This is a genomic window from Vibrio pomeroyi (genome assembly GCA_041879425.1).
In the GTDB taxonomy this organism is placed as follows: domain Bacteria; phylum Pseudomonadota; class Gammaproteobacteria; order Enterobacterales; family Vibrionaceae; genus Vibrio; species Vibrio pomeroyi_A.
In genome coordinates this window covers 640,826-654,348 of record CP090855.1, presented here as the reverse complement: position 1 = coordinate 654,348, position 13,523 = coordinate 640,826, and the positions used below count along the sequence as shown (strand labels likewise).

The window sequence follows — 13,523 nt, the reverse complement described above, 5'->3', positions numbered from 1 at the left end:
TAAACAGATTAACCAATCGAAGTTAGTCTAAGTCAGCAATTGGCAACCAATCGACTTGTACGCCAGCTTGTTCAAACATATCTTGGCTTACCTTGATCTTGTCTCCCCAACGAGAAAGGAAATCTTCACTTTGCTCAGGGCAGTGAACCGCAGAGATACCGGTCTGGATGATCTTCGCTGCACAGTTTGGGCAAGGGAAGTGAGTCACCCAAATTTCACAGCTGTCTAAATCGCGCTTAGCAAACAAGATTGCGTTTTCTTCTGCGTGTAAGGTTTTTAGGTATTTCATCTCACGATCATCAGTATCAGCACTATCCGATACACCATGAGGGTAGCCGTTAAAGCCTACTGAAACGATACGGTTGTGTTTGGTGATCACAGCACCAACTTGAGTGGATGGATCTTTACTCCAAGAGCCAACCAGCTCCGCCATTTGATAAAAACGTTTAGCCCATTTTGAAATCATGTGAATTACCTTAAGTAATTAAATATGAATACTTATCTACGAAGATACATGATGTTAGTCAATATACCTAGTTCCTAAGAGCGAGAAAGACTCATTTGAGGTAATTTTGTTATCTACTTGTAAGTGTTTTATAAGCATCAGGTTTCTCGTTACACGTTGAAACACTTTTCAAGTAATAATTGATATTCCTCGGACATTGTAGATATTTGTGTTACGTAACTTTTATGCTGTTCAATTTCTCATAAGTGACGGTATAACCATGCGTAAAAAGTTAATCCTTACGGTTCTTGCAAGCTCTCTTATTCTTGCTGGATGTGGGCAAGATGCTCAGAATGCCAAGCAAGCGCCTTTACCTCTCGTAGCTGTACAGGATGTTAGCGTTGTTTCTCATCAGCAAAGTAAGTCGTACATCGGTCGTATTGAAGCCGTAGAAGACACGGCGATCACGGCGCAGGTTTCTGGCTATCTACAAAGCCGTCACTTCAAAGAAGGCCAAATGGTCGAGAAGGGTCAATTGCTTTACTCAATTGAGCCTTCATCATTTGAAGCAGAAGTAGCAAGCGCGAAAGCGGCTGTTGCTCAAGCGAATGCTAACCTTAAAAAAGCCGAACTTGATTTCAACCGTGGTAAGAACCTACTTCCTAAGGGCAGTATTTCTCAATCGGAATTTGATGCATTAACGGCAAACCTATTAGGTTCTCAAGCACAGCTAGAAGCAAGCCAAGCCCAGTTAAACGCCGCGAATGTTCAACTTTCTCACACCCAAATTATCGCACCTTTCTCTGGAAGAATCAGTGACACTAAAGTTAGTAAAGGTGACCTAGTTTCACCGTCTTCAGGTGTACTGACAACTTTGGTTAGCCTAGACCCAATCCATGCATCGTTCAGTATCAGTGAGCGTGAGCGTATTGAGTTAGGTATGGACCGTATTGAAGGTGACGGTAGCAGCGATTCTGATCGTGTTGAAGTGCAAATTATGCTTGAAAATGGCGAAGCATTCGAACACCTAGGTCAGCTCGATTTCTTGGGCAACCGTATCAACCTAAACACTGGTACGATCGCGATGCGTGCGATTGCTGATAACCCAGACCAGCAATTGCTTCCTGGCCAGCACGTTCGTGTTGATCTGCGTGAGAAGCAATCTATTGATGTCGTAACCATTCCTCGCCGCGCGGTTCAAACCGACCTTGAAGGCGACTTTGTTATGGTGCTAGTTGAAGGCGAAGCGGCTCCTGTGGCTGAGCGTAGAAACATCGAAATGGGTCGTCAGGTTGAAGGTGGTGTGATTGTTCACTCTGGATTAGAGAAGGACGATGCAGTTATCACTCAAGGCTTACAGCGTGTACGTAATGGTATGTCTGTTCGCATTCAGCCTGCTGCTGAAAAAGCTGAGTAAGGGGCTTATTTATGTTGAGTCGTTTCTTTATTCAAAGGCCTAAGTTTGCCCTTGTAATATCCATAATCTTAACGCTGGCAGGTGCGATCTCTCTCGCCATCTTGCCAGTAGCGGAATATCCAAAAATCAGCCCGCCTTCTGTAAGTGTTACCGCATTCTACACAGGTGCAAGTGCTGAAGTAGTAGAACAGGCGATAGCCGACCCCATAGAAACGTCGGTTAACGGCGTTGAAGATATGATCTACATGTCTTCTAAGAGTGCTAATGATGGTTCATACAACCTTAACGTAACTTTTGATGTTGGTACTGATCCAGATATGGCTCAGGTCAACGTTCAGAACCGAGTTGCTCAAATCGAATCGAAGCTTCCTCAAGAAGTTAGAATGGTGGGTGTTACCGTTAAAAAGCGTTCACCTGACCTTTTGATGGTATTGAACTTCTATTCGCCAAACGGTGAGTACGACGATCAATTCCTGATCAACTACGTTAACTTAAACATTAAAGACCAATTGGCACGTGTGTCAGGTATTAGTGAAGTGAATGTGTTGGGTGGTGGTGAATACGCGATGCGTGTTTGGTTAGATCCTGAGAAAATGGCTAACCTGAATATCACCACTTCTGACGTGAATCGCGCGTTGGCAGAGCAGAACGTTCAAGTTGCTGCTGGTCGTATTGGCGCAGCACCTTATAACAATGCTCAAGAAGTGCAGTTCAACTTGGTAACAAAAGGTCGACTAGAAACGGCTGATGAGTTTGAAAATGTTGTTCTTCGTGCAACTCAAGACGGTTCAACGGTTTATCTAAAAGACATTGCACGTGTTGAGCTTGGTAAAAAATTCTACGATGGTAATGGTAAATACCGTGGTCAAGATGCGTCGATCGTAACGCTGTCACTTCAGTCAGACGCTAACGCACTGGAAAGTGGTAAAGCCGTAATGGCGATGCTCGACAACCTAAGCAAAAACTTCCCTGAAGGCGTTGCTTATGAAGCGAGTTACGACACGACAGTCTTCGTTGCTGAGTCGATTAAAGGGGTAGTAAAAACGCTGATCGAAGCTATCTTGCTGGTTATCGCAGTTACTTACCTGTTCTTGGGTAGTGCGCGTGCAACCTTGATTCCTGTCGTCGCGATTCCAGTATCTTTGATCGGTACGTTTGCCATCATGCAGATGACGGGTTTTACCATCAACACGGTAACCTTGTTCGGTTTGATATTGGCGATTGGTATCGTGGTAGATGATGCGATCTTGGTTATCGAGAACGTTGATACCACGATGGCCAAAGACCCAACGATTTCACCGCGTAAAGCCACGCTTATCGCGATGAAAGAAGTAACGGGTCCGATCATTACGTCTACCTTGGTTCTACTTGCGGTATTCATCCCTGTTGCGATGCTGCCAGGTATTACCGGCATCATGTATCGTCAGTTCGCTCTGACTATCTGTATCGCCGTTGTTATCTCTTCGATTAACGCACTAACGTTGTCACCAGCATTGTGTTCATTGGTTCTGAAGCAGGGCGGTGGTAACACAGCTCGTTGGTACCAAGCGTTTAACCGTGGTCTAGAGTCCGTTACTAACAAATACGGTCAAATTGCTGGCTTCTTGGTTAAGAAAGGCGTTCTGCTGTTCACTTTCTTCGTTGTTGCTTTAGCGGCTGTTACTTACTTCGCGAAAACAACGTCTACGGCGTTCGTACCTCAAGAAGATAAAGGTATTTTGCTGGTTAACGTGCAGCTTCCTGACGCGGCATCACTGTCTCGTACAGAAGATGTGACAGAGCAATTGCTAGAGATGGTTGAACAAGAGCCGGGTGTTGATGGTGTAACACTGGTTAACGGCTACGCATTCATGACAGGTGCATCTGCATCGAATGGTGCGTCGATGTTCATCAAGCTTCACGATTGGGACACGCGTAACGCACTGGATGGCCAACATTCAGCGCAAGCTATCTCACAGCGTATTAATGGTCGAGCGGCAACAGAATTGCCTCAGGCGATTGTATTTGCGATGGGACCGCCAGCGGTACCGGGTATGGGTGCAGCGTCTGGTTTTGAGTTCGTTCTTGAAGATACATTAGGTCGTAGCCGTACAGACCTTGCGATGGTAATGAATGACGTGATTGCTGAGGCGACGAAACAGCCTGAGATTTCACACACGTTCAGTACTTTCCGTGCGAACGTACCTCACTACTATGTCGATATTGACCGTGAGAAAGCGCAGCAACTAGGCATTCCGCTGTCGGAAATCTTCCAAACACTACAAGGTAACCTTGGTTCGTTGTACGTGAACGACTTCACCATGTTTGGTAAGAACTTCCGCGTAACCATGCAAGCTGACAGTGATCACCGTAGCAGCATGGACGATCTACAACGATTCCACGTACGTTCGTCTAATGGTGAGATGATCCCGCTAAGTACACTTGTTACTTACGACCAGATCTTCGAACCAGATGTAGCATGGCGTTACAACATGTACCGCAGTGCAGTGATCCAAGGTCAACCAGCACCGGGTTACTCGAGTGGTGATGCGATTGCGTCGATGGAACGTGTCGCAGCTGAAGTTCTACCACAAGGTTATCAGTACGAATGGACTGGTATGGCTTACCAAGAAGTACTCGCGGGCAACCAAGCGATCTTTGCGTTCGCATTGGCACTGATCTTCATCTACTTGTTCATGGTGGCTCAGTACGAGAGTTGGACCATACCGATTGCGATTATCTTAGTAGTACCTGTCGCAACCTTAGGTTCCTTCTTGGCGTTGAACCTAACAGGCACACCGTTGAACCTTTATGCACAAATTGGTTTGGTTCTCTTGATAGCCTTGGCCGCGAAGAACGCAATATTGATTGTGGAATTCGCGAAAGTTGAGCGTGAAGAAAAAGACGCACCAATCGAAGATGCGGCAGTGAAGGGCGGTACGCTACGTTTCCGTGCTGTAAATATGACGTCTTGGTCGTTTATCTTAGGTATCTTCCCGCTTATCTTCGCTGCGGGTGCCGGTCACGTGAGCCAGAACTCTCTGGGTATTTCACTGATTGGTGGTCTCCTATGTGTGTTACTGGCGGGTACGTTCCTAATCCCTGGCTTCTATGCATTCGTGCAGCGTAAGCGTGAGAAGGCACACGGTGGTAATACCAAACTGATTCCACTGGATGACGAATAGGATAGGTTAACTTTAAGGGAGGTGGCTTTCTTGTAAAAGTAAGCCTCAAACGAATCCCTTGTGAGAATTAATCCCTTATAAAAACTGAGGCTTAGCATCGCGCTAAGCCTTTTTTTATTCCACTTGTGAATAAAAACGCTATTTATATAATCAAATGTTTATTATGTGATAGAGCTAACACTCTAAATTGGGTTTTGTAATAAAATGATGTTTTATTAGTAAGTGTCTGTTTATTATGAAAATAGCAAGGTTCAGCTAACGGGTGTATGCTCGAAAACATTTGCACAATAGTGTGAAGTGTTTCAAAATTACGAAGTTATATTGAAATTTTTTGTGCATTGAGGTTCTTATGAAAGTCATTGATTTATTTAAACACCGAGGCGACAGCGTGTCTTCGCAACACTCAGAGTTTATGCAATGGATGTCTCCAGCTCTTAGAGATTACTGGGGTGACTTTCTTAATCGTACGCAAAATAGCCATTTCTTTGCGTGGGTTCGTGATCACCACAAACCTGCAGTAAACGAAGATGCACCAGAGATGCCTGTGGAGCAACCGATCGTATTAAAGCCTGAAGCACAGCTTGTGTTTGACGAGCTTAATCAGCAGATCGGTGAAGTTATCCATACTGGCGACTGGATCAATGTAAGTCAAGACCGTATTAACCAGTTCGGCCTTGTGACTGAAGACATGCAGTGGATCCACACAGAGCCTTCTAAGGCAGAAACAGACTCTCCGTTCAAAACAACCATCGCACATGGTTTTTTAACTTTGTCTCTGCTTCCTCGCCTTACTGACAGCGTTGACCCTGACAAGTCTCAATTCCCGACAGCGAAGATGGTTGTAAACATTGGTCTTAACCAAGTACGTTTCCCATACCCTGTGAAATCAGGCAGCAACGTTCGTGCTAAAAGTACGCTAACAAAAGTGACGCCAATTAAGAAAGGCCTAGAGATTGAGCGTGAAATCCGCGTAGAAATCGAAGGCATCCGTCGTCCTGGCGCTGTTATCGTTTCGGTGATTCAACTTCACTTCTAAGTAATTTGTAAACAAGCGATTTATAAAGATTCAAAAAAGAGAGAGCATAATGCTCTCTCTTTTTGTTTTCATAAGATAAAACTCACTCACTTATTTAATGCGAGTGTAGCCGTACTCTTCGATAAGATCTTGCCCTTGCTCTGACTTCACGAACTTGATGAAGTCTTTGCTTTCTTCAGAAACAGAATCTGTTTTGTGCAGCAACAAGAATGGGCGAGCCAGTTCATAGCTGTGGTTGGCAATGTTCTTAGATGTCGGCTCTACGCCTTCAAATGTGATTGCTTTAATCGAACGGTCGATAGAACCTACAGAGATAAAACCAATAGCATGTGGGTTATGGTTAACAATCGTCTTTACCATGCTGTTGCTGTTCACAACCAAGTTATTTGGGTTGATGTCAGACACTAGACGGTCGTTAATGATTTTCGTTAAACCAAGCAGGCTTTCGAAGCTGTAACGTGAACCAGAAGACGCTTCACGAGTCACAACCGCGATAGGCTGATCTGCACCACCTACGGCTTTCCAGTTAGTGATTTTTCCCTTGTAGATATCGAATAGCTGTTCGCGAGTAACGTTACTTACACCGTTCGAACGGTTAGTTACGACAGCTAGGCCATCAAACGCAATCGGGAACACTTTCAGTTTGTCGCTCTGTTCACGGTCCGTTAAGTAGCGTGAGCTCATACCGATATCAGACACACCTTTATTAACCATGGTAATGCCTGCTGTAGAACCGATGCCCTGAACCGCAATATAGTTATCAGGGTGAGTCTTGTTGTACTCCTCAGCTAATACATCCATCACTCGTGATACCGAAGTGGAGCCCGAAATATTGGTTTCTTGTGCAAAAGCAGCGTGAGAAGACAGGGCTAAGGATAAAAGAGAGGCAAGCGCGACTCGTAACATAAACAACTCCTAGTTAATAACATTTGTCGCATATGATAGGTCGGTTATATGACACTTTTGTGAAATTCTATATGCTCGATGTATAGCTGCCGGATTGGTTTTTGAAAGTAAGATAACTTTGGATAAGAAGGGTTCGTTTCTGGGAGCAGGGCGGCTATTTTGTTTTCGCTGGTTCGCTAAAATGTTCGTTGAGTCCTAAGCTAAGTAGAGGAATTCACTACTTAGAAGTTTCTATGAAGTTACAAGGGGTGTTATGTCCGTTATTCATATAGAACTGAATCGTCTTTTAATTGGAGCTGAGAGGCTCTGTACTTCTCGAAATAGCAATTTACCGGTAGAGCTAGGCAAATCCCTATATGAAGAGTGTGAGGGCGGTGTGCTGTTTTCTCAGGCGCATTATTTGCTCGACTCATCTCATAGTGATTACACAAATGAGATTGCCTGCGTGACCTTTGATGAATCGTTATCTTGTTGGTTGGTGATGGTGCCGCTTGAAGACGATGCCGAAACTGATTCCGTGAACTGGGGACCTTATCCCTACCTTCCTAAATCGAAGGATCTTGATGCTATTCTGGCTGAAATAGAAAAAGATCCTAAGTCGTATTTTTGGTCATAACCGATCACTTCAACGTCGCTGGTGGCTTGACCATCATAGTTAGTTGGCGCAACGCTAAAGCTTAGCCACTGCGCCTTATTAACTTGTTTTCCTACACTTTAGACGGGCGGTTTAATGCCTTGTTGTTGCGCTCGTGCGATTAACGAACGGAAGTCTTTTGGCGTTTTTCCGTGATAAGTTTTAAAGGCAGTACTGAAGTGAGCGGCACTTTTAAAGCCAGATTCATAAGCAATTTGAGTAATCGATTTATCCGATGTTCTTAACTGCGTAGCGGCGTGGGCAATTCGCTTGATTTTCAATAGATTCGAAAACGAAAGGTCTTCAGCCGACAAACGACGTTTGAGCGTTGCTGGCGACATTCCCATGTAACTCGCGAGCGTGTCCAAAGAGATGTTGTTTTCTATGTTTTGTTCGATGTAGTGAATGACTTTTTGCGTCACGGTTAATCTCGAAGCTCGAGCAATGATGACCAAAAGAGCAGGATATTGCTCTACCATCAGTGACAGCAAACTTAAGCCTAATTGAGTGAGTGCGTAGTCATTCTGAGAAGAAGAATTGGCGAGCGACATGATGAGCTCTTTCAACTGGTAGATTTCAGTATCAGTCTGATTGAACTTGATGTATTTGTCTGGGACTCGAGTGGATTCTAGATCGCTGAATTGGTTGATGAACTTTTGAAAAATAGCCAAATCGAAATCTAAGCAGGTTGCGCTAAATTCGCCATTTTCCGTGTTAACTGTGATGTCTTTAATCTGACCAGAATTGTAGAGTGTGAAATCGCCCGCTTGTAACGAGGCTTCAGTGCCATTGGGTAGCACGAAAGAAATGCTGCCCTTCGATACCATGAAGATACCGTTTTTAGAGGCGGGGTAGCGTTCTCGTTTCCTGGGAATGAAGTTTCTGAACTGAGTAACTGTGATTGATGACATAGTGCGCTTCTTTGACGTTGTAAATCGGTTGCTTATTGATTGTTTTTTTTAAGTATTGTTTAAGCATGAGACATTTACAAAAAAGGCGCTAATAATTAGCGCCTTTAGAAGTGAACCTTGAAGCTTTTTGACCTTGGAGGCCCTAACCTTGCAAGCTGTAACCGTTAAAAGTCTTAAGCTTCGGTTTCGTTTGTTGTTTCAGGCTCGCTAGGCAAGTCCGCAAATACTTGAGTCGGTTTTGCGACTAAGTTACGGTTTTCCTGATTAACTTCTGAGAGAACTACTTCTAAAACGTCTCCCAGTTTGTATACCATTTCTTTATCGATAGATACAGTGCCCATATCACTGTTGCACTCTATTCTCTCTTTATTATCAAGAATGAGAGAACCAGGGATAAATGCCGCAGCACCATTCTCCAGTAAACGAACACGCATACCTGCACGGTTAATGTCGAAGATCTCTGCTTGGAAGCGAGTTTCTTCTTCTGGAGCGTACGCCAGAGTGCGAGCATACAACCAATCGCCAACATTACGCTCAGCCATACCGTGGTGACGACGGTGTAGGGCAAGTTCATCACCGATGGTTTCATCCGGTGTTTGAATTGGCGCTTTACCTAGGATGTGCGCCTTAAGCATGCGGTGGTTAATCATGTCGCCGTATTTACGGATTGGAGATGTCCAAGTTGCGTAAATGTCTAAACCCATAGCGTAGTGAGGCGCAGGCTCATTGCTGATCTCGCTGTACGCTTGGAATTTGCGAATACGGTTGTCGTAGTAGCTGTTGTCTAAAGAACCTAACCAACGGCGTAGCGTTGCGAATCCTTCAAGAGAAACGATTTGCTCTTCAGTGAATGGTGTTTCCGCTTGCGGGTTCACCAGTTCAAGAACGTCAGCAACTTTCTCGGCCTTGAAACCAGAGTGGCAGTTAAACACACCTTGGTTGAAGCTTTCTTTTAACACTCGACCTGCACAGATGTTTGCGCTGATCATCGACTCTTCAACTAACTTGTTCGCACTACGACGCATGTCTGCGTGAATCGCAACAACATCGTTATCTTCGCTAAGTTCAAAGCGGTAGTCAGGACGGTCAGGGAACACAACAGCGTTTGCTGAGCGCCATGCTGAACGAGCTTGAGCAAATTGGTGAAGGTCAGAAACGATCGCAGCGATCTCTTCTGATGGTTGCCACTTCTCTGATGCACCTGTTTCTAGCCAGTCTGATACGTTATCGTAAGCAAGACGAGCGTGAGACTTGATGTTTGCAGCAAAGAAGTTGATGTCATCGCCAATAACGCCATCTTTAGATACCGTTACTGTGCAGCATAGAGCAGGGCGAACTTCGTTCTCGATAAGTGAGCACAAGTTGTCTGCAAGGTCACGAGGCAACATTGGGATGTTACGACCCGGAAGGTAAATCGTGAAACCGCGCTCACGAGCCACTTTATCCATTGCATCATCAGGAGAAATGTAAGCCGTAGGATCAGCAATCGCGATAGTCAGTTCAAAATCACCGTTCTCTTTCTTCTTCGCGTAAAGCGCATCGTCCATATCTTTTGTGCTTTCACCATCGATAGTCACAAAAGGTACGTGCGTCATGTCTACACGTTCAAGATCAGCATCGTCATTGATCTGCCAGTTGTCGATGCCTGCAGGCTCGCTGTTTGGTAGGTCGTTCTGTGCCAGCGTTACCCACCAAGGTGCGATCTTGTCATCAGCGTCTGTGATTTTTTCAGAGATCTGAGCCAAGAAGCCGTTGTCACCTTTTAATGGGTGTTGAACGATGTGAGCAACAACCCAGTCACCTTCTTTAAGCGTTTCAGGGTTTAAACCCTTCATTGCTTTTGCTTTAAGTTGCAACTTTTTCAGTTGCGGGTGATCAGGAACAACGTTCAAACGGCCTTTGAAAAGCTTAACTCGTGCAATAAAGCGAGTAAGACCTTGTTCAACTAATTCCTCTGGCTCTGCTACTTCGCGCTCTTTCTCGGTGCGAATGATGGCAATCACCTTGTCACCGTGAACACATTTCTTCATGTACGGAGGCGGGATAAAGAAGCTTGTTTTGCTATCAACTTCGAGAAAACCAAAGCCTTTTTCAGTGGCTTTGATAGTACCTTCCTTTTTAGGGAGGGTTTCTTGGATTTGCTGCTTGAGCTGAGCGAGTAGAGGATTATCTTGAAACATCTTACTTTTATCTAACGAGAACAATTGAGCACACTATAATCATTGCGAGGCTCGATTACTACTTAAAGCCGAAGTGAGCGTAAATTAATTGTCGGCTTATTTAACTAGGTCAATTTGGTGGATGTCCTTCGCTATGACGAGATATTCATCAAGTTTTGACGATATGATAGCCAGTATTGATATAAAACCGAAAAATATGTGATGTATTTCAATTTTTTCTGGCTTTTTTTATGCATTTAGGGAATAATCCGCCTCCCTTAGACGTCCCTAATGGCTTGAAGTGTTTTATTACTGCTTCGTAACTCTGAATGGAATCAGTATCTGATTGGATCAGTATTGGAATTGATAGAGCTCCCGGGACCTTTTGTTTACTTATATATAGTGGGATCCCAATGTCCGAATCTGTAATTCAATTTAATGAATTAGCCCTAAACGATAACATTCTTTCAGCTCTTGATAGCATGGGTTTCGTTTCTCCGACTCCAATCCAAGCAGCAGCTATTCCTCTTCTACTTGAAGGCCGTGACGCACTAGGTAAAGCACAGACTGGTACTGGTAAAACAGCAGCATTCTCTCTGCCTTTACTTAACAAAATCAACCTAAACCAACACAAACCACAAGCAATCATCATGGCTCCTACTCGTGAGCTAGCGATTCAAGTTGCTGCAGAAATCAAAAACCTTGGCCGTGATATCAAAGGTCTTAAGGTTATTGAAATCTACGGTGGTGCTTCAATCGTTGACCAAATGCGCGCTCTAAGCCGCGGTGCTCACATTGTTGTTGGTACTCCAGGTCGTGTTAAAGACTTACTAACTCGTGACCGTCTACACCTAGATGAAGCACACACATTTGTTCTTGATGAAGCAGATGAAATGCTAAAAATGGGCTTCGTAGATGACGTTACTTGGATCCTAGAGCAAGCTCCAGAAACTGCACAACGTGTACTTTTCTCTGCAACTATGCCTCCAATGGTTAAGACTATTGTTGACCGTTACCTACGTAACCCTGCAAAAGTTGACGTTGCTGGTACTAACCACACAGTTGACAAAGTAGCGCAGAACTTCTGGGTTGTTAAAGGCGTAGAAAAAGACGAAGCAATGTCTCGTCTTCTAGAAACTGAAGAAACTGACGCGTCAATCGTATTCGTACGTACTCGTCAAGATACTGAGCGTCTAGCTGATTGGCTATCTGCACGTGGCTTCAAAGCTGCTGCACTGCACGGTGATATTCCTCAGTCTCTACGTGAGCGCACTGTTGATCACATCAAACAAGGTGTTATCGACATCCTAGTTGCAACTGACGTTGTAGCACGTGGTCTTGATGTTCCACGTATCACTCACGTATTCAACTACGACATCCCATTCGATGTTGAATCTTACATCCACCGTATCGGTCGTACTGGCCGTGCTGGACGTAAAGGTAAAGCGATCCTACTAGTTCGCACTAACCAAATTCGCATGCTTCGCACTATCGAGCGCGTAACTAAGTCATCTATGGAAGAAATCCAACTTCCTCTACGTGACCAAGTTGCTGCAGCACGTGTTGCTAAGCTTGGCGCTGAACTTGAAACAGAGAAAGAAAGCAAAGCTCTAGAAAACTTTGCAGGTCTTATCTCTACTCTTCAAGAGTCTCTAGAAGTTGATGCTGCTACTCTAGCTGCAATGCTTCTTAAGCGTCAGCAAGGTAAGAGCCCACTATTCTACGTTGGCGAAGACCCAATGATCGCTGCTATTGAGCGTGACAAGAACCGTCGCAAAGAGCGTCGTGAAGACCGTGAAAATGGTCGTGGCGATCGCAACTTCAATACGCAAGATTGGGATACTTACCAACTACAAGTTGGCCGTGAGCAAGGCGTTCAGGTTAAAGACATCGTTGGCGCACTAGCAAACGAACTAGGCCTAACTAAAGGTTCTATCGGTGCTATCAAGCTAGACCAAGGTTCTACTTACGTTCAACTGCCAAAAGCAATGAACTCTGAAACTGCTGGTAAGCTAAGCAAACTACGTATTCGTCAAAAAGAAGCTGGCGCTGTTGTTGTTGATTTCAACGACTTCCGTGAGCCTCGTCGTGGCGGCGGCGGTCGTGATGGCAACCGTGGTCGTGGCGGTCGTGATGGCGGCGGCTACCGTGGTAACCGTGATGGTAACCGCGAAGGTGGCAACCGTGAAGGCGGTCGTGGTGGATACCGTGGCAACCGTGATGGTGCACGCGATGGTAACCGTGAAGGCGGCCGTGATGGCGAGCGTCGTTTCGACCGTAACCGTGGTGGCGATCACCGTGGTAACTACCGTGGCGAACGTGGTCATGGTAACGGCAATGGCGGCGGTAACCGTGGTCGTCGTCCAGAGCGTAACGAAGGTTAATCAACCTTTCGTTTAGACACTTTAGTCTAGACACTGACTTTAAAAGCCGAGCGTAATGCTCGGCTTTTTTGTGCCTGCTCGTTCATCTTCCCGATCTTACTACTCGCATTTAAAGCAAACCACTCAAACTCCGTGATTGACTGCCTTCATCGATAGTTCGGCTCAAAATGATTAAACCAATTTCAAGACGACGTGAAGTGAGCATCAACTGCCATTAGCGTGGCTGTATGGCGTTGTAAGGCTATACTTAAATCGCGTGCTACAAGATTCGGCGAAATGTATGAAAGTCACTTAATTTGCCGTGTAGAAAGCTTATTGGAGCGGGGGAGTTTTTGGGAGTCGCAGGTGTTTAATGAGGTGAATTTTACTGTTTTCTCTCGTGAAATGAACTTCCTGACCGAATCCGACAAATAGAGCAAATCAAGTTAAAAATAACGTTCGCATTCGTTTGCGGTACTCGTTTATCA

Annotated in this window: 9 protein-coding genes; 5 read left to right on the top strand and 4 right to left on the bottom strand. The window is 44.9% G+C overall.

Features of this window, described 5'->3' with window-relative positions:
• Positions 1-22: 22 nt before the first annotated feature.
• The gene (locus L0992_18905; protein XGB70086.1) at positions 23-466 is read right to left on the bottom strand and encodes a cytidine/deoxycytidylate deaminase family protein; all 444 of its coding nucleotides are present in this window, start codon (positions 464-466) and stop codon (positions 23-25) included.
• Positions 467-725: 259 nt separating this feature from the next.
• Here L0992_18905 and L0992_18900 point away from each other — a divergent pair, with 259 nt between their 5' ends.
• The 3 genes from L0992_18900 (at position 726) to L0992_18890 (ending at position 6,062) form a co-directional block, all read left to right on the top strand.
• Entirely contained in the window at positions 726-1,862 is a 1,137-nt protein-coding gene (locus L0992_18900) for an efflux RND transporter periplasmic adaptor subunit (protein ID XGB70085.1), read from the top strand.
• An 11-nt stretch (positions 1,863-1,873) separates the two neighbouring features.
• Positions 1,874-5,026 carry an efflux RND transporter permease subunit gene (locus tag L0992_18895; GenBank protein XGB70084.1) on the top strand — a complete coding sequence of 1,051 codons (3,153 nt, stop codon included), beginning with the start codon at positions 1,874-1,876 and terminating at the stop codon, positions 5,024-5,026.
• Positions 5,027-5,375: 349 nt separating this feature from the next.
• Positions 5,376-6,062, top strand: a complete 687-nt coding sequence (locus tag L0992_18890; GenBank protein ID XGB70083.1) for a MaoC family dehydratase — start codon at positions 5,376-5,378, stop codon at positions 6,060-6,062.
• A gap of 90 nt (positions 6,063-6,152) precedes the next feature.
• Here the strand turns inward: L0992_18890 and L0992_18885 are convergent, their stop codons facing one another.
• Complete coding sequence (locus L0992_18885; GenBank protein ID XGB70082.1) at positions 6,153-6,968, bottom strand: phosphate ABC transporter substrate-binding protein; 816 nt, start codon at positions 6,966-6,968, stop codon at positions 6,153-6,155.
• A 253-nt stretch (positions 6,969-7,221) separates the two neighbouring features.
• On the opposite strand from L0992_18885, the gene L0992_18880 reads away from it, so the two are divergent.
• Positions 7,222-7,584 (top strand): DUF3024 domain-containing protein, encoded by a 363-nt coding sequence (locus L0992_18880; GenBank protein XGB70081.1) that lies wholly within the window; start codon positions 7,222-7,224, stop codon positions 7,582-7,584.
• Positions 7,585-7,682: 98 nt separating this feature from the next.
• On the opposite strand, the gene L0992_18875 is transcribed toward L0992_18880, so the two are convergent.
• Together L0992_18875 and rnb are read right to left on the bottom strand one after the other, a co-directional pair.
• Positions 7,683-8,513, bottom strand: a complete 831-nt coding sequence (locus L0992_18875) for an AraC family transcriptional regulator (protein ID XGB70080.1) — start codon at positions 8,511-8,513, stop codon at positions 7,683-7,685.
• Between the two features lie 173 nt (positions 8,514-8,686).
• The gene (gene rnb / locus L0992_18870) at positions 8,687-10,693 is read right to left on the bottom strand and encodes an exoribonuclease II (GenBank protein ID XGB70079.1); all 2,007 of its coding nucleotides are present in this window, start codon (positions 10,691-10,693) and stop codon (positions 8,687-8,689) included.
• Between the two features lie 308 nt (positions 10,694-11,001).
• Between rnb and L0992_18865 the strand changes: the two genes are divergently transcribed.
• Positions 11,002-13,056 (top strand): DEAD/DEAH box helicase, encoded by a 2,055-nt coding sequence (locus L0992_18865; GenBank protein ID XGB70078.1) that lies wholly within the window; start codon positions 11,002-11,004, stop codon positions 13,054-13,056.
• Positions 13,057-13,523 lie beyond the last annotated feature (467 nt).